The organism is Caballeronia telluris (assembly GCF_001544495.1).
GTDB classification, from domain to species: Bacteria; Pseudomonadota; Gammaproteobacteria; order Burkholderiales; family Burkholderiaceae; genus Caballeronia; species Caballeronia telluris.
Genome location: NZ_FCNZ02000019.1, coordinates 74110 through 99460, shown reverse-complemented (window position 1 = coordinate 99460; position 25351 = coordinate 74110). Strand labels below are relative to the sequence as shown.

Below are 25351 nucleotides of genomic sequence, written 5' to 3'. Positions count from 1 at the left end.
CGTCAGGCGGCGGCCTTCAACTGAGGCTTGGCGGCGTGGCTCGTCAGATAGTCCATCGCGGCGGCCACGCCGCTGCCTTCGAGCTTCACGCCCGCGAGCTTCAGGCCCATCTCGCAGCCGGCGAGCGTCGCCATCAGCGTGAGGTCGTTGCAGTCGCCGAGATGCCCGATCCGGAACATGCGCCCTTTCAGCTTGCCGAGCCCGGTGCCGAGCGACATGTCGAAATGTTCGTAGATCAGCTTGCGCACCGCATCGGCATCGACGCCTTCGGGCGTCATCACGCCCGTCAGCACCGGCGAATACACCGACGGGTCCGCGCACTGGATCGGCAGGCCCCACGCGTTCACCGCCGCGCGGCAGGCCGCCGCGAGCCGCTGATGGCGCGCGAAGACTTGTTCGAGCCCTTCGTCGAGGATCATGTCGAGCGCTTCGGAAAGGCCATACAGCAGGTTCGTGCTCGGCGTGTACGGCCAGTAGCCCTGCTTGTTCATCTCGATGATCTCGTCCCAGCCCCAGAACGCGCGCGGCAGCGTGGCGGTTTCGCTCGCCTTGATCGCCTTCTGCGACACCGCGTTGAAGCTGATCCCCGGCGGCAGCATCAGGCCTTTCTGCGAGCCGGACACGGTCACGTCGACGCCCCATTCGTCATGGCGGTAGTCAGCGGAAGCGAGGCCGGAAATCGTATCGACGAGCAAGAGCGCCGGATGCCCCGCCGCATCGATCGCGCGGCGCACGGCGGCGATCTCCGAGGTGACGCCCGTCGACGTCTCGTTGTGCACGACGCACACGGCCTTGATCGCGTAACCGCGGTCTTCGCGCAAACGTGCTTCGATCATGTCCGGCTGCACCCCGCGCCGCCATCCTTCGATGCCGGGCAACCCGAGGAATTCGGGCTTCAGGCCGAGGTTCTCGGCCATTTTCTTCCAGAGCGTCGCGAAGTGGCCGGTCTCGTACATCAAAACCGTATCGCCCGGCGAAAGCGTGTTGGCGAGCGCCGCTTCCCACGCGCCCGTGCCCGACGCAGGATAGATCACGACCGGCTGCGTCGTCTTGAAGATCTTTTTGATGCCGTCCAGCACCTTCAGCCCGAGCGCGCCGAACTCCGGACCGCGATGGTCGATTGTCGGATAGCTCATCGCGCGCAGGATGCGGTCGGGCACCGGGCTCGGCCCGGGAATCTGCAGGAAATGGCGTCCGGCGGGATGGAAATCGAGCTTGAGCATGGCGCGCGTCCTTTTGGAATTTTGCATGCAAAATACTCTAACGCACCGATGGTCGCGCGCAAAGCCGTTTTGCTTAGGGGAAAACCCCGCCGCAGCAATCGCCGATGTACGCGTGCGGCAGTGCGGTAAAATTGCGAAAAAGAAGCCTGGAGTATTGAATGCAAAATGCTGACCTGCCCGAAGCGCAGTTCGAACTGGCCTTGCCGAAAGTCGAACGCCAGCGGCTGCACGACACGGTCGTCGACCATCTGCGCACGTTCATCGTCGAGGGACGGCTCGCCCCCGGCGTGAAGCTCAACGAGCGCAAGCTGTGCGAAACGCTTGGCATCTCGCGCACGCCGCTGCGCGAGGCGCTGAAGGTGCTGGCCGCCGAAGGGCTGATCGACATCTCGCCGAACAAGGGCGCGTCGGTCTCGCAGATGAGCGAAGCCGAGATTCGCGAAACCTTCGAATTGATGAGCGGACTGGAAGCGTTTTCTGGCGAACTCGCCTGCGAGCGGATCACGGCCACGGAGATCGCCGAGATCAAGGCGCTGCACTACGCGATGCTCGCGTGCCGCCAGCAGAACGACCTGTCCGGCTACTACGCGCGCAATCAGGCGATCCACGACAAGATCAACGAAGCCGCGCGCAATTCGGCCTTGCGGCAAACATACGTGTCGATCAACCGGCGGCTGCAGGCGCTGCGTTTTCGCTCGAACTTCCAGACGCCGAAGTGGGACAGCGCGATCCGCGATCACGAAGAGATGATCCAGGCGCTCGATTCGCGCGACGGCCGCCGCATGGCGACGATCCTGCGCGCGCATCTGCTTTCCAAGCGCGATGCGGTGCTGGCCGAGCGCACCTTGACGACGGTGCGTCCGGCGCCCAATGTCAACGAGCCGTGAATCGAACGCGCGCCGTCGCGGGTGTTACGCTTGACGGATGACGCTGCCCTTCCCCGAACCCGGCTCGCTGTGGCCCGCGATCCTGCGGCAGTCGCGCCGCGCGCTCGACTGCGGCGCGCTGCGCCCGATTGACACGGTCCAGGCGACGATCGACGACGCAGGCATGACGTTTCTCGTGCGACAGGTGTCGAGCGTCGCGCGCAAGGACGAGGACCGCGCGCGGCGCGAGTCCGCGCCGCCGGGCACGGTGCGCGTGAATCCTTTCTTGCCGTGCGACGATGATCTGGTCGTCGCGGATATCGGCGACAGTCACATTCTTCTGCTCAACAAGTTCAACGTGATCGACCAGCATTTGCTCGTCGTCACGCGCCGCTTCGAGCCGCAATCCGCGCTGATCGATCTTGCGGACTTCACGGCGTTGTTCGCGTGCCTCGATCAATTCGACGGACTCGGTTTCTACAACGGCGGCCCCGAAGCGGGCGCGAGCCAGCCGCACAAGCATTTGCAGATCGTGCCGCTGCCGCTCGGGCGGCCCGGTCCAGCGCTGCCGGTCGAACCGCTCGTCGCGGCTGCGCGTCTGCGCGATGGAACCGGTGTCGTGCCGGGCCTGCCGTTCGCCCACGCGTTCGGCCGCTTCGACGTGTCGCGCGGCATGAATGCGCCCGCGACGGCGCACAGTGCGTGGGCGTGCTATCGCGCGCTGCTGGACGCGGCGGGCGTGCCGCCCGTGGACGTCGACGGCAAGGCGCATCAGTCGGCGCCGTACAACCTGCTCGTCGCGCGCGACTGGATGCTGCTCGTGCCGCGCTCCGTCGCGACGGTCGACGGCATCGCGGTCAACGCGCTCGGCTATGCGGGCTCGCTCTTCGTGCGCGACGAAGCGCAGATGCGCACCGCCGAGCGGCTCGGACCGATGAAAGTGCTCGCTCGCGCGGGGCGATGAACCGTCGCCGCTATCTTGAAAACAACTCGTCCGCCCCGCATGTCGGTGTCCAATTATTCCGGAGCCCCACCATGGGAAGCCGTCCCCGTTTCATCGACGATCTGTCGCGGGGCGCGCCGGACGCAGCCGAACCGCTTGCGCTTGGCGACCACGCACTCCTCGACGCCTACTCCCGCACGGTCATCGGCGCGCTGGCACGCGTGCAGCAGGCGGTGGCCTTCATCTCCGTCGAACGACGCCTGCCCGGCGACGCGAACGGCCGCGGCGCGCGCGGCGGCACGGGCTCCGGCTTCATCTTCACGCCGGACGGCTATCTGCTGACCAACAGCCACGTCGTGCACGGCGCGACGCATATCCGCGTGACGCTCGCGGACGGCGCCACGTTCGATGCCGATCTCGTCGGCGAAGACCCCGACAGCGATCTCGCCGTGCTGCGCATCGGCTCGCCGGAGCCGCTGCCGCATGTGGAACTCGGCGATTCGTCGCGGCTTTCGGTCGGCCAGATCGCGATTGCCGTCGGCAATCCGCTCGGGCTCGCGCAGACGGTCACGACGGGCGTCGTCTCCGCGCTCGGGCGGTCTTTGCGTTCGACCTCGGGCCGCATGATTCCCGACGTGATCCAGACCGACGCCGCGCTCAACCCGGGCAACTCGGGCGGGCCGCTCATCAATTCCGCCGGCCAGGTGATCGGCGTGAACACGGCGGTGATCCAGGGCGCGCAGGCGATCTGCTTCGCCATCGCGATCGATACGGCCAAGTGGGTCATCATGCAGATCTTCGCGCATGGCCGCGTGCGGCGCGCGTACATCGGCGTGGCGGGCACGACCGTGCCGGTCTCACGGCGCGTGCAGCGCTATTTCGAACTGAACTCGACGAGCGGCGTGCACGTGATGGAACTCGTCAAAGGCAGTCCGGCCGCACTCGGCGGGCTGCGCAACGACGACCGCATCGTCGCCATCGACGGCCTCACGGTCGACAGCGTCGATGCGTTGCAGCGTGCGCTCGACGGATCGCGGATCGGCCGCGCGGTGAACATCACCGTGCTGCGCGGCGCGCAAAAGCTCGACCTCGTCGTGACGCCCGTCGAGCAAAACGCCTAGCCGCGCGGCCGGTCGGACGGTTCGGCCAGCTTCGCGAGCAACGCGGCCGCGTGACGGACCACGGTCTCGGTTGCATCGGGCGACTTCATCAGCGCATGGATGCGCTTTCGCCAGTATTCGGGCTGCATGACGGGACTGTGCGCCGCCACGCCACGGCGACGCCTCGGCATGCGCTCGAGTTCCGCGATCATCCGTTCGATATGCACGAGTTCCTGCTGCTGAAACGCTTCCGAACTCACGGTCTCCTCCTCGCCGCTTGCGTTCAACGGTCACGCGCATCGGTTTCGGTTTCTTGTTGGTAGTCGCGCCGGGCCGTTCCGCATGATTGCGATGCGCGAATGCCGGCCCATGCATTAAACGGACGAGGCATCGGTTTTATTCCCTGATCGCGGCGCATCCGCGTACGGTGTCACGCCGAAGACGACGCGTTCCCGTGGGCAGCCGCATCCGTATGATCGTTTTGTGTGCGCTAACAGCCGGTTGCGCCCGCGATGCTGCGGCTTAATCCAGTGCAAGCACACCGCGACTGCGTGCCATCGGTCGACGGTGCAGAAGGCCCTGGAAAAAGGATCGCCATGCCGAATCAGACAGACTGCCCGTCGTCGACGCGTGAAGCGTTTCGCTGCACCGGCCCGCAATTCGATGCGATCGTTCGGTTTGCCGAGGAACGCGGACTGGAACATCAGCCATTGCAGTTCGTGGTCGCGCAGTGGTGCCGCCTGCAGCGGTCTTCGTCGTGGACGCCTCATTCATTGCCCTGACAGCACGCGCTGTTTAAGCACCCAGATGGCGGTCGGCACCGCGTAGTAGCCGCTCACGTTTCCGGTGACGAGCTTGCCGGTCAGTTGAATGCGCGAGTTCTCGGCAGGCGTCGTATCGACGATCTGCACGACGTCGATCGAGCTTTGCTGCTTCTGGCCTGCCGCGGTGCCGGGCGAATTCACGCAGATGGGACTCGCGAGCGAGAGTACCCAGACGGATTTGGCCGAGGCTTCGGCGGCGCGCGCGGCCTGGCGCGTGGCGGTGCCCTCGAGCGTGACGACGTCGCCATCGGAATAACAGGGGGCCGCTGAAGCAGAAGCCGTCAGCAGCAAGAGTGCATAAGCGCAGGCCTTCGCTGTCATTCCAACCTCGCGTCGATGCGATGGGGGCTGAGGACGTCTTCATGCAGCTTAAGTGATCGGGCCCTCCCCCGCAACCCGGCGCAGCCCTTGCCCGCTCCGCAACTCACATCCACGACATCGACGATTGTCCGCCCTCGGGAATGCCGGTTGCTTTCGTTCCTCTGACGAAAGACGGCGCATGAGCGCAAGAGACACCGACGCGCCGTATCGGACCGGCCACCGACAGGCCCGGCCGCGCCGTCGCAATCGACGTGGGAGGTCGATGATGAATCAGGTCATAGTGGGTGTATTTGCATCGTATCGGGATGGACACGAGGCTTTACGCGCGTTGCAACTGGCGGGACTCAGGCGCGACGACGCCCAGCTGTATCGCGCGGGACAGCCAGGCGCGCCGCAGATCGACGAGGAGTGCCTGCCGACGACGGATGCGCATCGCGAGGATGAAGCGGAATACGCCGCTCATGGCGAGCACCAGGGCGTGGTCGGCGGCCGGAACCGCTTTACGGCGGCGAGTGCCAGGCTACCCGAGCCGCTGCCGGGAAACGACGATACCGCGCCTGTGGAATACCGCGGACGCACGCTGCTCGTGATCCGCCTGAGTGATGAAATCAAGCCCGGCGCGGTGGGCGAAATGCTGCACGAACACGGCGCCATCGCCGTGAAGGACGCCTCGGGCCACTGGCGCTTCTCGCCCTATCGCGGCGGATCAAGAACGCCGCGATAACCGGCGTGGCCCGCACGATCAGTGATAGCCGGGGCCGCGCTTGACGGCTTCGAGCGGGCGCGCGTCGCTGCTCGTGTCCGGCGCCTCGTGCGTTTTTTCCTGCGACCCGGCGTCTGCTTCGGCTTCCGCCGCGGCGAGGCGCATCGCCTCGTGGGTCGCGACGGCACGCAATGCCCTGCAATGCGCTGCATGCCTCATGTCCGCCAGCATGCGCACCACCTGACGCGTCCTCGTTCTCATCGCTGCCTCCTGCAACAAGCGTCCGACATCCTGAGAAATCACTTTAAGTGTAGGTCGCAAATAGCCGAACGCAAAGCCTCTTCGCGAAATAGCAACGGCTTGCGAATCGCGCTGGTCAATGTACTTCCGATCCCGACCACCCTGGTCTGACGATAGCGGCGCGCGACAGCGGCCGTCGGTGCGCGGGTTCACGCTGCGGTCCGCGCGTGTGTTCGCTGCGGCACACCGGAGCGCATGCCGCTTTGCGCCACCGCCCGCCGCGCCTTGCCTCGCGCACTGGATCACCGGAGAATCGCGTTGACGATGCGCCGCTCGTCCGTAAAATGAACCATTTGGTTAAATCGGACGCGCGGGGCGCGTCCATGCCGGCGATCGGTAGTCGCCATGCAGGATGCTTCGCGGGGAGAAAGCAGAGTGACGGACACGACATGGCAGCACTAGGAGAAGGCCGCGCGCGATATCGCATCGATTCGCAAGGGCCCGGCGCCGGCATCGCCATCATGATTCTGACCACGGCGGCGTTCGCGGCGAGCGATTCCACCGTGAAGCTGATCGGCGTCGCAGTGCCGCTTCTCGCGCTGCTCTGGGTGCGCTATCTGTTCCAGATGATCGTGCTCGGCGTGTGGCTCACGAAGCGCGGCGCCTTCGGGCTCTTTCGCACGGCGAACGTGAAGCTGCAATGCCTGCGCGCGGTCCTGCTGCTCACGAATTCCGCCTGCACGTTCGCGGGGCTGAGGCATCTTCCGCTGCCGGTGACCACCTCGCTCGCGATGCTCGCGCCGCTCATCTCCACCCTGCTCGCCGCGACGCTCCTGAAGGACAACGTGCCGCGTAGCAAATGGGCGATGGTCGTGCTCGGTTTCATCGGCATGCTGCTCGTCGTGCGGCCGGGCGGCAGCGCGTTTAGCTGGACGGTGATTTTTCCGATCGCGGCGGCGACGACCTTTGCGTGCTTCCAGGTGTTGTCGAGCCATCTGTCGCGCACCGAGGATGCGATCACGACGAACTTCCTGACCGCGCTGGTCGCGACCATCGTGCTGTGCGTGCTCGTCTGGATGGACCAGGCCGAGACGCTGCCCGCGCTCGGGCAAGTGCGCATCGGAAGCTGGGCGCTCGTCGTCCTGATGGCGTCGATGGCGACGCTCGGTCAACTGCTGATGCTGCAGGCGCTGCGCCGCACGCCGCTTTCCGTGCTGACGCCGTTCGGTTATGCGCAGCTCGCGTTCGCGTCACTGTTCAGTTGGGCGTTCTTCGGCCAGGCGCCCGACCTCTGGATGTCGATCGGCATGGCCGTGATCGCCGCGAGCGGCATCGGCACGGTGCTGCTGCACGGACGCACGCCGGCGCCCTAGCCGCGCGCGTTTCTCTCGAAGGAGCGTCACATGGACACGCGTTCGATACTCGGCATGCTGCACGCGCAAGAAGCCCTGTTGGTTTCCATCGTCCGGTCGATGCCGCCGGACGTGCGCGACCGCATCGTCGGCGACTTCCACGAGCAGGCCGCGATCGCCGAAACGTCGCATCTGGCGACGAGCGAGCGCGAAACGAGCGACGCCTTCAAGGCGCATGTGAGACGGCTGTCGAACGTGCTCGCGTCGCTGTCCTAGCGAAACGTTACGGCGTTACGGCGCCGCCTGCGATGCTGTCGATTGGCCGGTACAAAGCCAGTGCACGTCGACGTCGAGCGTGCGCGCGATGCGCGTGAAGGCGGCGAGCGGTGGAACCGTGATGCCGCGCCGCCAGAACTGCACGTCGTGTTCGCTCACGTCGAGCCAGTTCGCCGCTTTCGCGGAACTGACGCCGGCCTTCTGAAGGGTTCTGTCGAGGCGCGCGGCAATGGCGCGCCGGAGTGCGTTGTCCTCGTGACTGCGTTCGAGGTGTCCAATGGTTTGGGTATATCGCCCCATGTGCTTCAAGTCTCTCGATTTATATTTTTCACATTGAGCGCTGCGTTTTGCAGCGTCAATGAAATGCTAACTGCCGACGATGACTTCGTCGTGACACAGATTAAATCCTACTAATTACACTTTCTGCGCGTTTTTACGTGCCTTTCTGCGCTTGCTGCAATGCATGAATTTTCGAGATCCGAGCTGTAGCTGTCAACTGTAAAAATAATTTCTAACGATTTTGGCGGTAGGTGTTTACTCGCATTCTTATCGGTTTGCCGACGCACGCCGAATGGCTATCCGGGGAATCCCTGAAATCAGCGCCAAAGACCGTCCAGCAAGGGAAATATGACGAACGACCGTTAATTAATAATCGGCTTCATTCATTTCTGGCGTTCCCTATCAAACTGCCCCGATGCCGGTCAAGCGGGAAAAACGCAGTTGACACACATCGATTAATCCCTAGAATTGATTCCTTCGTTGCGTCGCAACAAACGGCGTGGCAGATCACACTACAAATAGGCCGATATTTTTAACTGGAGAGTTCACAGATGAGCAGTCTTGCCCCGGAACAAATTGTTGCCTCTCAGAAAGCGGGCTTCGACACGCTGTACGGTCTCGCCGCCAAAACGTTCGAAGGTTTTGAAAAGCTGGTCGGACTGAATGTGCAGGCCGTTCATACGTCGCTTGCAGAAAGCCAGGAACTGGTGGGCAAGGCGCTGTCGGTTCGCGATCCGCAGGAATTCCTCGCGTTGCAGACGGGCCAGTCGCAGGCGAGCGTCGAGCGCGTGCAGGCTTACTGGCGCGATGTGTATGCCGTCGTGAACGAAACGCGCAGCGCCTTCGCGTCCGCGGCCGAAGCGCAACTGAAGAAGTCGCAGGACGACGCGCAGTCGTACGTCGAAAACCTCGCGAAGAATGCGCCGGCTGGCAGCGAAGCGGTCGTGACGGCGTGGAAGTCGGCGTTCGGCGCGGCAACGGAATCGGCGAACACGGCTTACGAGGCCGCCAAGAAGGCCGCGAAGCAAGTGGTCGAAGCCGCCGAAACCAATGCGAACGCCAGCGCCGAAGCAGCCAGCAAGGGTGCGACGCAAGTGGTCGCAGCGGGCAAGGCCGCCAGCGCGAAGAAGTAAGCGCGGGCAGTCGCCAGTCGTGAAAAGAGCGAGCCGCCTGGCTCGCTTTTTTCTTTGGCGCGGCCGTTCACGGACCGAGGTTCTTCAGCACGAGTTCGTGCGAGCGCCCGATCCACACCGCGGCATCGCGATGATCGCGCAAGGCATCGCCGGTATTGGGGTGCAGGAAAACATCGAGCAGACCGTGATTGAGCGTCAGCCATTCGACGATCTCTGCGAAGCGCGCGGGCTCGAACGCCATCTGATACGACCACATCGGATGCGGGCCGACCGGCCGCTCGTGAAAGCGCCCCATCGTGAGCCTGCCCGCAAAGCGTGCTTCGATCGTTTCGCGAAGCCGCCACGCGGCATCGCGGCTTGCGGCATCGAAGTAGACATGCGCGTGCCAGCTGCTGATCGCCGATGTGTCTGTCGGGGTCATCGTGAGTCCTCTTTGCGTGCGATGTCAGGCCGCGTGCTGCGTCCCCGAACCGATTCTAACGACGCGCGCCCGCACATCGCCCGGTTTTTTTCGGCGCCGCGTTTCGTGAGATAGTCGGAGCCTGCCGGACCGTCCGGCGGACACAAATCCTCTCCTCCCTCACGTTCAGACGACGCATGAAACCATCGAAGCTCTCGTTGCGATCCAGTGCAGTTGCGTTGAGCCTGTGCAGTGCACTCGGCACACTCGGCGCGCTCTCGTACGCGCCGGCGGCGCACGCCGACACCATCGACGACATCGAAAAGCGCGGCGTGCTGCGCGTGGCCGTCCCGCAGGATTTCGCGCCGTTCGGCTCGGTCGGTCCGAGCATGCAGGTCGAAGGGCTCGACATCGACGTCGCCGCGCTGCTCGCGAAGAAGATGGGCGCGAAGCTCGAACTCGTGCCCGTCACGAGCGCGAACCGCATTCCGTATCTGCAAACGAAGAAGGTCGATCTCGTGATCTCGACGCTCGGCAAGGACGCCGAGCGCGACAAGGTGATCGACTTCTCGCAGCCCTACTCGCCGTATAACAACAGCGTGTTCGGCCCGGCGAGCCTCAAGGTGAACGGCCCAGCGGATCTCGCGGGCAAGACGGTCGGCGTGGCGCGCGGCACGTTCCAGGACCTGCTGCTCACGAAGAGCGTGCCTCCGACCGCGGTCGTCAAGCGTTACGACGACAACAACGGCATGATCGCCGCCTACGTGTCGGGACAGGTGCCGCTCATCGGCACCGGCGACTTCGTCGCGACCAAGCTCGCCACGCTGATGCCCGCCGACGCGCCGAACAAGCCGGTGCTCAAGTACGTGATCCATGAATCGTCGTGCCGCGTCGGGCTCAACAAGAGCGAGCCGAAGCTCATGACGCGCGTGAACGGCATCCTGACCGACGCCAAGAAGAACGGAGAGCTGAACGCCATCGTGCAAAAGTGGCTGCATGTGCCGCTGCCGCAGCAGATGGCGCAGACCTTCGACTGACCTCGAGCGCTGAATATTCCCGGATATTCGATTACGCGCGCGGTTTGAGGTCGATCGGCATCCTGCTCGGCACCATCGTGAAGGCGGAGACTTCCTTGATCGTCGCGGGATCGACGGCCAGCGCGATCTCGAAGTTCGCGGCCAGCATCGACAGCACCAGCCTCATTTCGACGTTCGCAAGATGACGGCCCGGACAGACGCGCGGGCCGCCGCCGAACGTCAGGAACGCGCGCGGCTCGTGCGCGCCCCGCGATTCGTCGTGACGATGCATCCAGCGGTCGGGATCGAACGCCTGCGGCTTGGCGAAGTTCGACGCATCGAGCATCGCCGGCCGCGTGAGAAAAAAGAGCCGCATGCCCGCCGGAATCGCGACGCCGCCGAGGCACACGTCCTCGAGCGGCTCGAACGTCTGGATCGCGGCGACCGGGCGCAGCCGGTTCGCTTCGTTACAGACGGCCTCGCAGAGATCGAGACCCTTGAGCGCGCCGTAGTCCGGACAGACCGCCGACGCCCCGAGCACCGCGCGCGCATGGTCCGCGAGGCGCTGCTGCAGGGCCGCGTCGCCGCTGAGGTACATGAGCGCCCAGTTGATCGTGTTGGCGGTGGTGTCCTCGCCGGCCACGAGCAGCGTAAGCACGTTGGCGGCAATCTGCTGGTCGGTGGTGGCCGAGCCGGGCGCATCGCGTGCCATGAGCATCGCTTCGAGCAGATCGTGCGGTTCGTCCCCCGGCGCCTGCTGCATGCGCTCGCGCGCGCGTCCGATCATCGCGTGGATGTAGCGGTGCACTTCGGTCATCGTGCGATCGAAGCGGCGGTCGCGCGGCAAGCGGACGTATCGCCAGTACGGGAATGGCGCGCTCACGCGACGCATGATCTCGGGCAGGATCAGCGCGAGGTGCTCCTGGATGACGCCGTGTTCCTGTTCGAGCGTGTTCGGATCTTCGCCAAATGCGAGCGCGCTCGTCACGTCGACGGTGTAGCGCTTGAGTTCCTCGGTCATCTCAAGCGTGCGCCCTTCCGATGCCGCGCGTGTCAAACGCCGCTGCAAGCGCTCCGTGATCGCGGCGAGCGCGGGATAAAACGCCTTGATGTTCGGAATCGACAGCGCCTGCATCACGAGCCTGCGCTGCGGCTCCCACGCGGCGCCCTCGGCGGAAAAGAGGCCGTTCCCGCCGATTTCGGCCATCACGGATTCGATCGGCGAAAAGCGGCGATACAGATGCGGCCGTTCGCGCATGACGGTCTGAAAGAGGTCGGCCTGCGTCCAGACCGTGACCACCATCGGACCGAGCCGATAGCGATACGGCGAACCGTACTCGACCGCCCATCGCTCGAGCACGGTGTGCATCGTGCTCGGCGAAACCTGGAGCGAATTGCCGAGGAGCGGCAGCCCCGGCGGCCCGGGCAAATCGCTCACGTGCTTTAGGCAGGCATCGCCGAATCGCTGAACGTCCATCGTCCTTTCCTCACGTGCTGTACGCGTCCGCCGCGTACGCTCGCGCGGAGCGGCCGGCCTTCAACCAGCATAGAACATGCGGCCGAGGGGCGGCCCCGTCCTGTGTTCGGACGCGCGCATCGTGAACATTTTTGCAATTGAATATTCCACCCGACCACGCGTTTGCGCGGCATTCCACCACAGGTTGTTGCATCCCATGCTGCCTATTATCTAAGCAGTTCAAGCGAATCCGAAGCAAGAGCGGCGTCAGGTTCATTCGCACATGGGAGCAAGACATGAGCAACATCACCAACGACGAACGTTTCGAGTTACTGGAAATGATCGCGAGCGACGCACTCGGCATCACGAGTCTGGAAGCGACCGGCAAACTCACTGCCGACTTTTGCGTGATCGGCGTCGAACAGCTCGCGCGTGCGCTCGAGAGCGCGTATGACCTCGGACTCGTGACGGGTTATCGACTGGGCTCGCGGTCCGCATCGAACGACGCAGGTCTCGCGGCCTGACAGGCTCTCCAACGAAATCGAATTTAATTCGTCATCCGAACCTTCGAACCTCCTTGAGACGCATTCGACGCCTCTCCGTCTCCTGATTTAAGCACTTCTTGAAGCGCTGCCGAATCGATCCAGCCGGTCGCATCGATCATCCGTACACCCAAAAGAACATGGGCTTCATGGGGGATCAAATCTTATGGATCGGCACGTACACTGCCTTCACATTTCAGCTGGTCGAAAGCTCACCCCCGTCAGGCAAGGCCGATGAAGTGCATATTGAAACCCGATCAGATCAGGAGAAGCAACATGATGAAGAAGGTATGGATCTCCGTTAGTGCCGCACTCGTCACGGTGTTCGCGTCGTCCGTCTTTGCGAGCGGTTATGGACCGGCGCCGTTCTATGGTCCGTCGCAAGGCGCGCCGAGTTCTCAACGCGGGATGAGCGAGCAAACGATTGCGGCCGAGCAAGCCGGTCAGGGCAATGCGAGCGATGCGCGACTCGCGAAAGCCCAGCAAGCCGACGTGACCGCCGAAGCCCAGCAGTAAGCCGTTGCAGGAACGATGCGTCTGGCGGCAAGCGTCATCGCTGCCGGACGCGTCCTTAGCGCCCGATGCTAAACTACTGTACATGCATACAGTAGCCACACAACCGGATCCGCCCGTCTCGGACAACGCGCCGCGCTACGTCGTCGCGGTCCGCGCGCTGTGCGAATTCACAGCCAAGCGCGGCGACCTCGATCTGCGCTTCACTCCGTCGCCCACGGCACTCGAAGGTATCGCCGGACACGCGACGGTGACCGCCCGGCGGCCGGCGGATTATCAGACGGAGATTGCGCTCGGCGAGGTCTTCGGGCCGCTTCAGGTGCGCGGCCGTGCCGACGGCTACGATCCCGCCTCGAATCAGCTCGAAGAGATCAAGACCCATCGCGGCAAGCTCGATGCGATGCCCGACAATCACCGGCATCTGCACTGGGCGCAGGCGCGCGTCTATGGCTGGCTGCTGTGCAGCAAGCTGGGCCTCATGCAGATGCGCATCGCCCTCGTGTATTTCGACATCGCGAGCCAGAAGGAAACGGTCATCGTCGAGACGCACTCAGCCGACGCGTTGCGCGCGCATTTCGTCGAACAGTGCGAGCGTTTCATCGCGCGGGCCACGCAGGAAGTGCGGCATCGCGAGGCGCGCAACGCGGCGCTCGCCGCGCTCGCGTTTCCGCACGCGTCGTTCAGGCCGGGACAGCGCGCACTCGCTGAAGCCGTCTATCGCTGCGCGGTGAATCAGCGCTGCCTGATGGCGCAGGCGCCAACGGGCATCGGCAAGACCGTCGGTACGCTCTTTCCGCTGCTCAAGGCGTGGCCCGCGCAGCAGTTCGACAAGATTTTCTTCCTCACCGCGAAAAGCGCCGGGCGGCAACTCGCGCTGGACGCTTTGAAAACGCTGACGGAAGCGCCGGACCGCGCGCCGCTTCGCGTGCTCGAACTCACCGCGCGCGAGAAAGCCTGCGAGCATCCGGACCGTGCGTGCCACGGCGAATCGTGTCCGCTCGCGCGCGGCTTCTACGACCGCCTGCCCGACGCGCGCGCCGCCGCGCTGCAAGTCGCGAGCCTCGACAAGGCCGCGCTCCGCGAAGTCGCGCTCGCGCACGAAGTCTGCCCCTATTACCTGGGGCAGGAAATGTCGCGCTGGAGCGACGTGATCGTCGGCGACTACAACTACTATTTCGACACGAGCGCCATGCTGTACGCGCTCGCCGAAGCGAACCGCTGGCGCGTGAGCGTGCTCGTCGACGAGGCGCACAATCTCGTCGAACGCGCGCGCGGCATGTATTCGGCGACGCTCGATCAGGCTGTCTTCGACGCGATGCGCCGCACCGCGCCGCCCCCGCTCAAGCGCGCGCTCACGCGCGTCGCGCGAAGCTGGAAAGATTTGGCCGCGGGACAGACGGCCGATTACCTCGCGTTCACGGCGTTGCCGGCGGACTTCGTCGACACGCTGCAACGCGCGATCTCGCAGATGACCGACTTCCTCACCGAGCATCCCGACGCCTTCGCGCCCGAGACCCTGCGCTTCTATTTCGACGCGATGCATTTCGTGCGTATCGCCGAGCGCTTCGACACGCATTCGCTTTTCGACATCACGCTCGCTCCGCGCTTTCGCTTGACGACGCCGAACGCCGTGCTCTGCCTGCGCAACGTGATCCCGGCGCCGCATCTGAAGCCGCGCTTTGCGCGCGCGCATTCGGTCGCCCTCTTCTCCGCGACGCTCACGCCGGCGCACTTCTACAGCGACACGCTCGGCCTGCCGGAAACGAGCGCGCGCGTGGACGTCGATTCGCCGTTCGTCGCGGAGCAGTTGCAGGTGCGCGCCATCGCCGACGTCTCCACGCGTTATCGCGACCGCGCGCAATCGGTCGCGCAGGTGGTCGACCTGATCGCCGCGCAATATGCGCGCGCGCCCGGCAACTATCTGAGCTTCTTCAGCAGCTTCGACTATCTGGCGCAGGTGGCGGCCGCTTTCGCCGCGCGCCATCCGCACGTTCCGGTGTGGGAGCAGGCGCGCGCGATGAGCGAAGCCGACCAGCACGCGTTCCTCGCGCGCTTCGCGCCGGACGGCTGCGGCATCGGTTTCGCGGTGCTGGGCGGTGCGTTCGGCGAGGCCATCGACTTACCGGGGACGCGGCTCGTCGGCGCGTTCGTCGCGACGCTCGGGCTGCCGCAGCTCAATCCGGTCAACCAGCAGATGAAAGCGCGCATGCACGAGGCATTCGGCGCGGGCTACGACTACACGTATCTTTTCCCTGGCTTGCAAAAAGTCGTTCAGGCGGCGGGGCGCGTGATTCGCGGACCCGACGATCGCGGCGTGCTTTATCTGATCGACGATCGCTTTGCGCGGCCCGACGTACAAAGGCTCTTGCCGGCCTGGTGGCGCGTAGACGTGATGCGGCATTGCGACGCCTGAAACGCCGGGCCGCCGTACTGCCGGTCTCAAGCGCTGGCACCCGTATTGCTAGAGCTGTGCACCCACAACCGAGGTGCCATCATGACCACAGCAAAAGCCTCCGCGCAGGACGCACTCGCGATACTCGAAGCCGACCACCGCGCCATCGAACAACTTCTCGACGCCTTCGAGCGCGCACCGAAAGACGACCTCGAACGCAAGACGACGCTCGTTCAGCGCACCTGCGAACTTCTCACGATCCACGCGATGGTCGAGGAAGAACTGCTCTATCCCGGCGCGCGCGGCGTCCTGAAAGACGACGAAAAAGACGGGGTCGACGAGGCTTATGTCGAGCACTTTCTCGTCAAGACGCTGATCGACAAGTTCACCGAGCTTAAGGCCGGCGACGAGGGCTTCGATGCGACCTACAAGGTGCTCTCCGAGAACGTGAAGCATCACGTCGAGGAAGAAGAATCGACGCTCTTTCCGGAATTGCGCAGCGCCGGGATCGACTTGATGGCGCTCGGTGCGAAGATCGCGGCGCGTAAAGAAGCGCTGCAGAACAAGATCACCGAAGTCGCGACCGCTCACTGAGCGGGGCCGCGCGGGCCGCGAGGCCGAACCGGAGGAGCGCGATCGATGGCGTACATCGTGTACATGAACACCGGCGACGACGATACCGTGCGCGAGCGCGATCTCTTCGACATCGACGCCGCCGGTTTTCTCGTGGACATGAGCGGCGTGGTGGCCGACGCCTGCGGCATCGCCGCACCCGCCGCGGCCCGGCCCGCGTTGCAGCGCGTGCTGCGCCGCGTGACGGCCGGCGACACGATGCTGATCGCGCGGCTGCACTACCTCGGCAACAGTATCGGCGACGTCGTGAGCACGCTCAAGATGCTCGCGCATCGCGGCGTCGATGTCGTTTGTCTGGAGTACGGCCGCACCAGCCTGACCGCGAGCGGCAGCGACTCGCCGATGCGCGCGCTCGAAATCGCGGTCGAAGTGGAGCGTCTTGCGAAGCGGGCACGGGCGCTGGAGGCGGCGGCTGCGGCCAAGCGCCTGGGATTGCCGCAAGGCCGGCCCGCCTCGCTCACCGACAGCCAGCGCAACCAGGCGTTGCGCGCGCTCGCGGCTGGCAAGACCGTGACGGCGGTTGCGCAGACCTTCAACACATCGCGCCAGACGATCATCCGTTTGCGCAATGCGCACGCGCGCGAGCAATCCGACGCACCCGCCGGCCCCTGATCGGCCCGCGCGTCGAATGTCAGAGCAAGACACGGATGGTTCTCCCTGCGCGCCCGGATGCACACTGCATGCTTCGGAAGGCGATCAAGCCTCATGGGATCGACAGGAGCCATCGATGAAGGTGTGGGAAAACGCGGCGAAAGCCGCATCGGCGGCCGAGCGCGTGGCGGCGGTGGACTGGTCGCGTGTCGAGGACGAACTCGACCGGTTCGGCTGCGCGGTGGTCGAGCAACTGCTGACGCCGCAGGAATGCAAGGCGCTCGCCGCAAACTACGCACGCGACGACCTCTACCGCAGCCGCGTCGTGATGGAGCGACACGGCTTCGGGCGCGGCGAGTACAAGTATTTCGACTATCCGCTGCCGGAGACGGTCGAAGCGCTTCGCGGTGCCGCTTATCCGCATCTCGCGCCGGTCGCGAACCGCTGGAACGAAATCATGAAGATTGACGCGCGCTATCCGGCGCGGCACGGCGAATTCATCGAGCGTTGCCACCGCGCCGGTCAGACACGACCGACGCCGCTGATCCTGCAATACGAGGCAGGCGACTACAACTGCCTGCATCAGGACCTGTACGGCGAACACGTCTTTCCGATCCAGTTGGCGATCCTGCTCTCGCAACCCGGACGCGATTTCACCGGCGGCGAGTTCGTGCTGACCGAGCAGCGTCCGCGGATGCAGTCACGCGCGGAAGTCGTGCCGCTCTCGCAGGGCGACGCCGTGGTGTTCGCGGTGCATCATCGGCCCGTGACGGGCACGCGCGGCGCGTATCGCGTGAACATGCGGCATGGCGTGAGCCGGCTGCGCTCGGGGCACCGGCATACGCTTGGCATCATCTTTCATGATGCGCAGTGACGCGCGTTATTCGTTTTCGTCGAAGTAGTGACCGAAGCGCGCCTGCTTCGTCTTGATGTAGCGCTCGTTTTCCTCGCGCATCGGAATGGCGAGCGCGACGCGTTCGCACACCGGAATGTCGTGCTTGAGCAGCGTGTCGAACTTCGACGGATTGTTGCTCATCAGCCGCACCGACTTCACGTTCAGCGCCCGCAGGATCGCGGCGGCCGAGTCGTATTCGCGGGCGTCGTCGGGCAGACCCAGGTGCAGGTTCGCATCGACGGTATCGAGCCCCTGCTCCTGCAGCGCATACGCGCGGATCTTGTTCGCGAGGCCGATGCCCCGCCCTTCGTGGCCGCGCAGGTACAGCAGGATGCCGCGGTCTTCCGCCGCGATGTAGCGCAGCGCGAGGTCCAGTTGTTCGCCGCAGTCGCAGCGGTACGAGCCGAACACGTCGCCCGTGACGCATTCCGAATGCAGGCGCGTCAGCACCGATTCGCCGCCCCGCACGTCGCCCATCACGAACACGATGTGCTCGATGTCGGTGCGCTTCACGCGATAGACGTACGACGCGAACGTGCCGTAGCGCGTCGGAATCGTCGCGGTGGCGGCGAGTTCGACGTCTTCGTTGGGGGCGCACTGGCCGAAGCCCGCGTGGTCGGCCTGCGTGGGCTGCGCGTCTTGCACGGCTTGTGAATCGGAAGCGGTTTTCATAGTTGTTTCGGCGAGTCTCTGGCGGCAATTTGCGGCTGCCCGGGACGTCATGTTAAAGCCCCTCGGGAAAGTTTGCAGCTTTTCGCCCCGGTATGCAGGGTTTTTGCCGTTGTTTGGGGACAGGGTGCCGCGCGTCGGGGATCTAAAGCAGAAAGCATCGCTTCGTCCGAAATTCATCGCTTGGTAGAGTACGGGGCACCTTTTCAAACGACTCCAGCGAAGAAGAAAAATGATCCGTTCACGTTCCGTATCGCGGTTGAAGGCGCTCGGCGCCATTGCCCTGGCGTTCGCCGCCGCGCCTCATATGGCATCGGCCGCGAGCAAAACGCTCGTGTTCTGCTCCGAAGGCAGCCCCGCGGGCTTCGACTCCGCGCAATACACGACCAGCACCGATTTTGATGCGGGCGCCCATGCCGTCTACGATACGCTCGTCGAGTTCAGGCGCGGCTCGCTCGACCTCGTGCCGGGACTCGCCGAAAAGTGGGACGAAGCGCCCGACGCGAAGAGCTTCACGTTCCACTTGCGACACGGCGTCAAGTTCCAGTCGACACCGTATTTCAAGCCGACGCGCGATTTCAACGCCGACGACGTCGTCTTCACGTTCAAGCGCATGGTCGACCCGAACGAGCCGTTCCAGAAGGCGCATCCGGTCGGCTTCCCTTACCTGACCGACCTCGGCTACGACAAGAACATCGCATCGGTCGAAAAACTCGACGACTACACCGTGCGCTTCACGCTCAAGACGGCGGACGTCGTGTTCGTGCGCAACATCGCGATGGAATTCGCCTCGATCGTTTCCGCCGAATACGCGGCGCAACTGCTGAAGACCGGCAAGCCCGAGGACATCAATCAGAAGCCGGTCGGCACGGGCGCGTTCGTGTTCCGCGACTATCAGAAGGACGCGACGATCCGCTACGACGCGAACCCGACCTACTGGAACAAAAAGGACGTGCACATCGACAAGCTCGTCTTCTCGATCACGCCCGATGCCGCCGTGCGCATGCAGAAACTCGCGAGCGGCGAGTGCCAGTTGACGTCGTTCGCGCGTCCCGCCGACATCGCCGCCGCGAAAAAGGATCCGAAGCTCGCGGTGCTGTCGGGCGTCGGCTTCAACGTCGCGTATGTCGGCTACAACACGACGCACAAGCCGCTCGACAACGTGCTCGTGCGCCGGGCGCTCGACATGGCCGTCGACAAACAGGCGATCATCAAGAACGTCTACGAGGGCGCGGCGACGGTCGCGACGAATCCGATGCCGCCGTCGCAATGGTCGTACAACAAGGCGCTGAAGGACGCGCCCTACGACCCCGCGAAGGCGCGCGACCTGTTGAAGCAGGCCGGCTTCCCGGACGGCTTCTCGATCACGCTCTGGGCGATGCCGGTCCAGCGCGGCTACAACCCGAACGCGCGGCTGATGGCGCAGCTGATCCAGTCGGACTGGGCGAAGATCGGCGTGAAGGCGAAGATCGTCAGCTACGAATGGGCCGAGTACAACAAGCGCGCGAAGCAGGACGGCGAGCACGACGCGATCCTCTACGGCTGGCTCGGCGACAACGGCGACCCCGACAACTGGCTCGGCACGACGCTCGGCTGCGACGCCGTGCACGGCAGCAACATGGCGAAATGGTGCAACAAGCAGTTCGACGACCTGCTCGCGAAGGCGCGTCTCGTCACGGACCAGAGCGCGCGCACGAAGCTCTACGAGGAAGCGCAGGTCGTCTTCAAGGACCAGGTGCCGTACACGCCGATCGCGCACGCGAACGCCTATCAGCCGATTTCGAAGCGCGTGCACGGCTATCTGATCAGCCCGCTCGGCGGCCACCGTTTCGACGGCATCACGCTCGACTAGGTCACGCGGGGTTGTCGAAGTCGCCGGGGCTCCGGTCGGTTGCGCGCCACTCGGGCTTCCTGACCGGATCGGCCTGTTGCAGCGCGGCGCGCACGCCTTCGGCGTCGCGATCGGCGGTGTAGACGGGCGTCGCGGGCTGCTGGCGCCAGGAATCGTCGAGCGTGCCGGCGTCGACGGCATCGAACCCCACTTCGTCGACGAGCTTCATCACCACGGCCTTCGCCTTCGCGTCGTCGCCCGCCACCGGCAGCGCGATGCGCTTCGGCGTGCCGGCCGGCGTGCCCTTGTTGCGCAGGTGATCCGCGTAGATATTGTTGAACGCCTTCACGACTGGCCGCCCGATCTGCTCCTCGACCCAGCGGCTTTCCGTCGAACCCTTCTCGATGCCCGCGATGCGCCCGTCGCGCTGGCGCGGATAGTAATTGCCGGTGTCGATCACGACCGTGCTCGCCGGAACGCCCGCGAACAGGTCCTTCGGCAGGTTGGGCACCTTCGCCTCCGGAATCGTCACGACGATGACGTCCGCGTCCTTCACCACCTCTTTCAGTTCGGCCGACGTGGCGCCGGTTTCGCGCTCGACTTCGCCGAGCGTGCCCGGTCCGCGCGAGTTGCCGATCTTCACCTGATGCCCGCGTTCGACGAAACGCAGCGCCAGCACGCTGCCGATATTGCCCGCTCCGATGATGCCTATTTTCATTGCGACTCTCCGTTGGATTGCTCGGCGTCGCCGCGCGCGATGCGCGGCACCGGTGCGACTGATCTTACTGCCGGTGCCGTTTTCGAGCAGAACCCGGACCACGCCAAATCGGGGCCATCGTCATAGGTCGAGTTGCTCGCGTTTTTATATCGGAGTGGGCGGCTTGCAGCGCACTGTCATGCGGATGCGGACAGCGCACCGGATGCGGCATGATCGCGCGGTTCGTCGGTCACATAGCGGACAAAGGCCTGTTCCGCGCTGTCTGCGTGATTGAAGCGAATGAAGTCTGCGATGTTTTCAAATCGCTGCGCCACGCCGTCGTGAAGAAAATAGAAGAAGTCACAGTTCCGATTTATCTCCGCGATGTTATGGGTCGAAAATAGAATCGACCTCCCGCTTTTTGCGACATGCCGGAGCGTTCGCTGCATATAGATGCTGAACTCCGGATCGACGCCTGCAGTCGGTTCATCCAGGAGATACATCTCCGCGCGTAGCGCCATGAGCGTCAAAAAAACAAACCATTTCTTCTCGCCGTAACTGCAACCTGTCGCTTTCCGCTCGTAGAGGTCGGCAAATTTGTTCTGCTCTTTTAAACTCAAACTCGGCACGAGTTGCGTGAGATTTTGCGGATCATCACGTGAAAAATCTTGAACCAATTCGGCCATCTCACCGAGCTTCAATGCATTCGGTATGGTAATGACTTGCGTGAGATAGGCAAGGTCGCGCCGATTCGACCTCGACCATATGATTCCACTGTCTTGCTTCTTCAATCCGCAGACGACATCGAACAGCGTCGTTTTTCCCGCCCCGTTAGAACCCAGCAGCCCGACGATGCTCGATGGAGGTATGTCGAGATTCAAGCTTCTCAAGACGGGCCGTTCCTTATAAGAAAAATGCAAATCTTCTATTTTGATTGCCGGCACGTAGGCGCTCATCGGTTACTCCATTGCGGGTTAAGTCGCTGATGCGCCATACCCAAAAATCCGCACGCCATTAACAACAGTGCGTGAACTGAGACGGCGGGCAGCCACGCTAACGACATGGTCCCGGAAATCAATTGTCCTGCTAGCGCAAAGGGATTGATCATTTCCGCAGCGAGCCCAAAGTACTGGACGTCGCGCGAGGACAACCCCGCGACAACGCATATCGTGACGAAAATCGACAGTGAACTGCTTGCTGCTTGAAATGTGAGCGGCAGGGCCGCAACTACAATCGCGCCGAACATGAAAAGCACACAAACGCAAGCGTACAGCGAATAAAAACCGAGCAACTGAGTGAACGGCATCGGCATTAGGATAGCCGACGTCAAGGTTAGAAACGCAGCGCCATAGCCCAATGCCATGACTAACGAGGCCAGAAACTGAGCCAGGAGAAAACGATGTCGGCGATTCGGCTCGGTGAGAAAAGTTCGAACGAAACCGCTTTCTCGTCGTCCGACCAGGTAAAGACCAAAATTAAATACGGACGTTGTCAATGCGATATAGGCCAGACAGAGTCCGACGAGACGATGGAAGATTGTCTGGTCGACTTGGGTGTGCGGCGAGTTAGCAAACATCGCTATATAAGCTAACGGCGCGCCGAACGCCCAAAATACGCCGATAGGTTCACGCACCTGTTCCTTGATGAAAATCGTCGCGCTTTTTATCAGACTCATTAGATCGTCTTGGGCGGTTGATTGGGCAATTCAAGGTACACGCTGTAAGGATGATTAGTGTCACAATTTGTCTTCAAGGCAAGGGATTTCTAATTCGAAATAAACACTGAAATTATTGATTAACGAGCCGAGGGTATTTCGTGGCTTGGACCGAAGTTCCCGCCAAGACTCCGATATGAGAGCGTCCCTCTTACCGTTGGAATGACCTAAACCTCGGGAAAACGAAACCACGCGGTGCGCTCGAATCGCTTCGATCGAACGAGGCATCGCCCGTCCGCGACCGGGAGCGCGATAGATCTCTGGCTGCGATGATCCGCCCCAACGCCACGCCAAATCGGGGCCATAGCGATTTCGTATGACAACAATAAAATTAATTGATTTCCTCAAGTCGATAGTTAAAAGCATAATTCATTCACTTCTTCACCACCCCCACAAGGACCCACCGAATGCCGATCATCAACAGCCAAGTCAAGCCCTTCAAGGCCACCGCATACCACCACGGCGAGTTCGTGCCCGTCACGGATGAGAACTTCAAGGGCAAGTGGTCCGTCGTCGTGTTCTATCCGGCCGACTTCACGTTCGTCTGCCCGACCGAACTCGGCGATCTGGCCGACCGCTACGCTGAATTCCAGAAACTTGGCGTCGAGATTTACGGCGTGTCGACCGACACGCACTTCACCCACAAGGCGTGGCACGACACGTCGGACACGATCGGCAAGATCAAGTACCCGATGATCGGCGACCCGACGCTCACGATCTCGCGCAACTTCGACGTTCTGATCGAGGAAGAAGGCATGGCGCTGCGCGGCACCTTCGTGATCAACCCGGAAGGCGAGATCAAGCTGTGCGAAATCCACGACAACGGCATCGGCCGCGATGCGGGCGAGCTGCTGCGCAAGGTGCAGGCCGCGCAATACGTCGCGGCGCATCCGGGCGAAGTCTGCCCCGCGAAGTGGACGCCGGGCGCGGAAACGCTGACCCCGTCGCTCGATTTGATCGGCAAGATCTGAGCGCCACGCTGTAGCTAGTCATCGCACGACGCGGACCGGTTTCACGAGAGCCGGTCCGCTCATCTCACGCCAGGTCAGGAACGCCATGCTCGACGCCAATCTCAAGACTCAGTTGAAAGCCTATCTGCAAAAGGTCAGCCGGCCGATCGAAATCGTCGCGTCGCTCGACGACGGCGACAAGTCGCGCGAATTGCAGGCGCTGCTCGAAGAAATCGCCGCGTTGTCGGACCGTATCACGGTGATCGAAACGCATAGCGACGACGAGCGCAAACCGTCGTTTTCCATCGGCGAACCGGGCAAGGACGCGGGCATCCGCTTCGCCGGCATTCCGATGGGCCACGAATTCACGTCGCTCGTGCTGGCGCTGCTGCAAGTCGGCGGCCACCCGGTCAAGCTCGACGATGCCGTGATCGAACAGATCCGCAATCTCGACGGCGACTACACATTCGAAACCTACATCTCGCTCTCATGCCAGAACTGCCCGGAAGTCGTGCAGGCGCTGAACGTGATGAGCATCATCAATCCGCGTATCCGTCAGGTGACGATCGACGGCGCGCTCTTTCAGAGCGAAGTCGAAGCGCGCCAGATCATGGCCGTGCCGACCGTCTACATGAACGGCGAAGTGTTCGGCCAGGGCCGCACCGGCGTGAAGGAAATCCTCGCGAAGCTCGACAGCAACGCCGGCGCGCGCGCCGCGAAGGCACTCGAAACGAAGCCGGTGTTCGACATGCTGATCGTCGGCGGCGGGCCGGCGGGCGCAGCCGCGGCGATCTACGCGGCGCGCAAGGGCATCGCGACGGGCGTCGTCGCGGAACGCTTCGGCGGACAGGTGCTCGACACGCTTGCGATCGAGAACTTCGTCTCCGTGCAGGAAACCGAAGGACCGAAGTTCGCGACGGCGCTCGAACAGCACGTGACGAGCTACGACGTCGACATCATGGACGTGCAGCGCGCCGAAGCGCTGATCCCCGGCCGCATCAACGAAGTGCGTCTCGCGAACGGCGCGGTGCTCAAGGCGAAGACGGTCGTGCTCGCGACCGGCGCGCGCTGGCGCGAGATCAACGTGCCGGGTGAGCGCGAGTATCGCAATCGTGGCGTCGCGTATTGTCCGCACTGCGATGGGCCGCTCTTCAAGGGCAAGCGCGTCGCGGTGATCGGCGGCGGCAATTCGGGCGTGGAGGCCGCGATCGATCTGGCCGGCATCGTGAGCGCGGTGACGCTGATCGAGTTCGGCGCGGAACTGCGTGCCGACGCGGTGTTGCAGAAGAAGCTGAAGAGCCTCGCGAACGTGACGATCGTGACGCAAGCGCAGACCACCGAAATCACCGGCGACGGGAACAAAGTGAACGGGCTCGTGTACAAGGATCTGCGTTCGGGCGACACGAAGCGCGTCGATCTCGAAGGCGTGTTCGTGCAGATCGGACTCGTGCCGAATACGGAATGGCTCAAGGGCACGGTGGAACTGTCGCGCCACGGCGAGATCGTCGTCGACGCGAAGGGCGCGACGTCCGTGCCCGGCGTGTTCGCTGCCGGCGACGTCACGACCGTGCCGTTCAAGCAGATCGTGATCGCGGTGGGCGAAGGCGCGAAGGCGTCGCTTGGCGCGTTCGATCATCTGATCCGGCAGTCGGTCGAGGAAGAGGACCGGGTGGAGGAAGTGGTCGGTTGAAGGGTGACTGCTTTCGCCTGAGAGGCCGCGAACCTTTGGTTCGCGGCCTTTTTCTCGTTCCCCCCATCACGCGCCCTCCTCAAGAGGACTATGCGCATCCCG

29 protein-coding genes are annotated in these 25351 nt (G+C 63.5%); 18 read left to right on the top strand and 11 right to left on the bottom strand.

Going from position 1 to position 25351, the window contains the following annotated elements; all coding sequences use genetic code 11:
- Positions 1-2 precede the first annotated feature (2 nt).
- Positions 3-1223 (bottom strand): pyridoxal-phosphate-dependent aminotransferase family protein, encoded by a 1221-nt coding sequence (locus AWB66_RS22440; protein ID WP_087632370.1) that lies wholly within the window; start codon positions 1221-1223, stop codon positions 3-5.
- 158 nt (positions 1224-1381) lie between these two features.
- On the opposite strand from AWB66_RS22440, the gene AWB66_RS22445 reads away from it, so the two are divergent.
- The 3 genes from AWB66_RS22445 (at position 1382) to AWB66_RS22455 (ending at position 4153) form a co-directional block, all read left to right on the top strand.
- Positions 1382-2110, top strand: a complete 729-nt coding sequence (locus AWB66_RS22445) for a GntR family transcriptional regulator (RefSeq protein WP_087632371.1) — start codon at positions 1382-1384, stop codon at positions 2108-2110.
- A gap of 37 nt (positions 2111-2147) precedes the next feature.
- Positions 2148-3053 (top strand): ATP adenylyltransferase family protein, encoded by a 906-nt coding sequence (locus AWB66_RS22450; protein ID WP_087632372.1) that lies wholly within the window; start codon positions 2148-2150, stop codon positions 3051-3053.
- A gap of 71 nt (positions 3054-3124) precedes the next feature.
- On the top strand, positions 3125-4153 hold the full coding sequence (locus AWB66_RS22455) for a S1C family serine protease (RefSeq protein ID WP_087632373.1): 1029 nt from the start codon (positions 3125-3127) through the stop codon (positions 4151-4153).
- Here AWB66_RS22455 and AWB66_RS22460 read toward each other — a convergent pair.
- On the bottom strand, positions 4150-4392 hold the full coding sequence (locus AWB66_RS22460; RefSeq protein ID WP_125469769.1) for a hypothetical protein: 243 nt from the start codon (positions 4390-4392) through the stop codon (positions 4150-4152). The genes AWB66_RS22455 and AWB66_RS22460 overlap by 4 nt on opposite strands.
- A 336-nt stretch (positions 4393-4728) precedes the next feature.
- Here AWB66_RS22460 and AWB66_RS33490 point away from each other — a divergent pair, with 336 nt between their 5' ends.
- Complete coding sequence (locus AWB66_RS33490; RefSeq protein ID WP_087632375.1) at positions 4729-4914, top strand: hypothetical protein; 186 nt, start codon at positions 4729-4731, stop codon at positions 4912-4914.
- Here the strand turns inward: AWB66_RS33490 and AWB66_RS22470 are convergent.
- Positions 4903-5277 carry a hypothetical protein gene (locus AWB66_RS22470; RefSeq protein ID WP_087632376.1) on the bottom strand — a complete coding sequence of 125 codons (375 nt, stop codon included), beginning with the start codon at positions 5275-5277 and terminating at the stop codon, positions 4903-4905. The genes AWB66_RS33490 and AWB66_RS22470 overlap by 12 nt on opposite strands.
- Before the next feature lie 265 nt (positions 5278-5542).
- Here AWB66_RS22470 and AWB66_RS22475 point away from each other — a divergent pair, with 265 nt between their 5' ends.
- Positions 5543-6001, top strand: a complete 459-nt coding sequence (locus AWB66_RS22475; protein ID WP_087632406.1) for a hypothetical protein — start codon at positions 5543-5545, stop codon at positions 5999-6001.
- Positions 6002-6019: 18 nt separating this feature from the next.
- Here AWB66_RS22475 and AWB66_RS33495 read toward each other — a convergent pair whose 3' ends face one another.
- Complete coding sequence (locus AWB66_RS33495; protein WP_143328356.1) at positions 6020-6241, bottom strand: hypothetical protein; 222 nt, start codon at positions 6239-6241, stop codon at positions 6020-6022.
- A 428-nt stretch (positions 6242-6669) separates the two neighbouring features.
- Here AWB66_RS33495 and AWB66_RS22485 point away from each other — a divergent pair, with 428 nt between their 5' ends.
- Positions 6670-7593: a DMT family transporter gene (locus tag AWB66_RS22485; RefSeq protein WP_087632378.1), complete on the top strand. Its 924-nt coding sequence runs from the start codon at positions 6670-6672 to the stop codon at positions 7591-7593.
- 30 nt (positions 7594-7623) lie between these two features.
- Positions 7624-7848, top strand: a complete 225-nt coding sequence (locus tag AWB66_RS22490) for a hypothetical protein (protein ID WP_087632379.1) — start codon at positions 7624-7626, stop codon at positions 7846-7848.
- A gap of 15 nt (positions 7849-7863) precedes the next feature.
- On the opposite strand, the gene AWB66_RS22495 is transcribed toward AWB66_RS22490, so the two are convergent.
- On the bottom strand, positions 7864-8148 hold the full coding sequence (locus AWB66_RS22495; protein WP_200819042.1) for an XRE family transcriptional regulator: 285 nt from the start codon (positions 8146-8148) through the stop codon (positions 7864-7866).
- A 530-nt stretch (positions 8149-8678) separates the two neighbouring features.
- Here AWB66_RS22495 and AWB66_RS22500 point away from each other — a divergent pair.
- Entirely contained in the window at positions 8679-9260 is a 582-nt protein-coding gene (locus AWB66_RS22500; protein ID WP_087632380.1) for a phasin family protein, read from the top strand.
- A gap of 67 nt (positions 9261-9327) precedes the next feature.
- Here AWB66_RS22500 and AWB66_RS22505 read toward each other — a convergent pair whose 3' ends face one another.
- Positions 9328-9681, bottom strand: coding sequence for a DOPA 4,5-dioxygenase family protein (locus tag AWB66_RS22505; protein ID WP_087632381.1), 354 nt, complete (start codon positions 9679-9681; stop codon positions 9328-9330).
- Between the two features lie 176 nt (positions 9682-9857).
- Here AWB66_RS22505 and AWB66_RS22510 point away from each other — a divergent pair, with 176 nt between their 5' ends.
- Entirely contained in the window at positions 9858-10697 is an 840-nt protein-coding gene (locus AWB66_RS22510) for a transporter substrate-binding domain-containing protein (protein WP_087632382.1), read from the top strand.
- Between the two features lie 31 nt (positions 10698-10728).
- On the opposite strand, the gene AWB66_RS22515 is transcribed toward AWB66_RS22510, so the two are convergent.
- Positions 10729-12153, bottom strand: coding sequence for a cytochrome P450 (locus tag AWB66_RS22515; RefSeq protein WP_087632383.1), 1425 nt, complete (start codon positions 12151-12153; stop codon positions 10729-10731).
- Between the two features lie 275 nt (positions 12154-12428).
- Between AWB66_RS22515 and AWB66_RS22520 the strand changes: the two genes are divergently transcribed.
- From AWB66_RS22520 to AWB66_RS22545, 6 genes are all read left to right on the top strand, one after another.
- Complete coding sequence (locus tag AWB66_RS22520) at positions 12429-12656, top strand: DUF6900 domain-containing protein (protein WP_087632384.1); 228 nt, start codon at positions 12429-12431, stop codon at positions 12654-12656.
- Between the two features lie 294 nt (positions 12657-12950).
- Positions 12951-13190 carry a hypothetical protein gene (locus AWB66_RS22525; RefSeq protein WP_087632385.1) on the top strand — a complete coding sequence of 80 codons (240 nt, stop codon included), beginning with the start codon at positions 12951-12953 and terminating at the stop codon, positions 13188-13190.
- 82 nt (positions 13191-13272) lie between these two features.
- On the top strand, positions 13273-15600 hold the full coding sequence (locus AWB66_RS22530) for an ATP-dependent DNA helicase (protein ID WP_087632386.1): 2328 nt from the start codon (positions 13273-13275) through the stop codon (positions 15598-15600).
- An 81-nt stretch (positions 15601-15681) separates the two neighbouring features.
- On the top strand, positions 15682-16173 hold the full coding sequence (locus tag AWB66_RS22535) for a hemerythrin domain-containing protein (RefSeq protein WP_087632387.1): 492 nt from the start codon (positions 15682-15684) through the stop codon (positions 16171-16173).
- 45 nt (positions 16174-16218) lie between these two features.
- On the top strand, positions 16219-16824 hold the full coding sequence (locus AWB66_RS22540) for a recombinase family protein (RefSeq protein ID WP_087632388.1): 606 nt from the start codon (positions 16219-16221) through the stop codon (positions 16822-16824).
- Positions 16825-16939: 115 nt separating this feature from the next.
- Positions 16940-17677, top strand: a complete 738-nt coding sequence (locus AWB66_RS22545; protein ID WP_087632389.1) for a 2OG-Fe(II) oxygenase — start codon at positions 16940-16942, stop codon at positions 17675-17677.
- Positions 17678-17683: 6 nt separating this feature from the next.
- Here the strand turns inward: AWB66_RS22545 and ribA are convergent, their stop codons facing one another.
- Positions 17684-18370 (bottom strand): GTP cyclohydrolase II, encoded by a 687-nt coding sequence (gene ribA, locus AWB66_RS22550; RefSeq protein WP_087632390.1) that lies wholly within the window; start codon positions 18368-18370, stop codon positions 17684-17686.
- 229 nt (positions 18371-18599) lie between these two features.
- Between ribA and AWB66_RS22555 the strand changes: the two genes are divergently transcribed.
- On the top strand, positions 18600-20219 hold the full coding sequence (locus tag AWB66_RS22555; protein WP_087632391.1) for an ABC transporter substrate-binding protein: 1620 nt from the start codon (positions 18600-18602) through the stop codon (positions 20217-20219).
- 1 nt (position 20220) lies between these two features.
- Here AWB66_RS22555 and AWB66_RS22560 read toward each other — a convergent pair whose 3' ends face one another.
- From AWB66_RS22560 to AWB66_RS22570, 3 genes are all read right to left on the bottom strand, one after another.
- On the bottom strand, positions 20221-21018 hold the full coding sequence (locus tag AWB66_RS22560) for an NADPH-dependent F420 reductase (protein ID WP_268811159.1): 798 nt from the start codon (positions 21016-21018) through the stop codon (positions 20221-20223).
- A 74-nt stretch (positions 21019-21092) separates the two neighbouring features.
- A complete protein-coding gene (locus AWB66_RS22565; RefSeq protein ID WP_087632393.1) occupies positions 21093-21851 on the bottom strand; it encodes an ATP-binding cassette domain-containing protein in 759 nt (252 codons plus the stop codon).
- A complete protein-coding gene (locus AWB66_RS22570) occupies positions 21848-22570 on the bottom strand; it encodes a hypothetical protein (protein ID WP_087632394.1) in 723 nt (240 codons plus the stop codon). Before AWB66_RS22570 ends, AWB66_RS22565 begins: the two co-directional genes overlap by 4 nt.
- A gap of 446 nt (positions 22571-23016) precedes the next feature.
- Between AWB66_RS22570 and ahpC the strand changes: the two genes are divergently transcribed.
- Positions 23017-23580 (top strand): alkyl hydroperoxide reductase subunit C, encoded by a 564-nt coding sequence (gene ahpC, locus AWB66_RS22575; RefSeq protein WP_087632395.1) that lies wholly within the window; start codon positions 23017-23019, stop codon positions 23578-23580.
- An 85-nt stretch (positions 23581-23665) separates the two neighbouring features.
- Positions 23666-25249 carry an alkyl hydroperoxide reductase subunit F gene (gene ahpF / locus AWB66_RS22580; RefSeq protein WP_087632396.1) on the top strand — a complete coding sequence of 528 codons (1584 nt, stop codon included), beginning with the start codon at positions 23666-23668 and terminating at the stop codon, positions 25247-25249.
- The last annotated feature ends 102 nt before the right edge of the window (positions 25250-25351 follow it).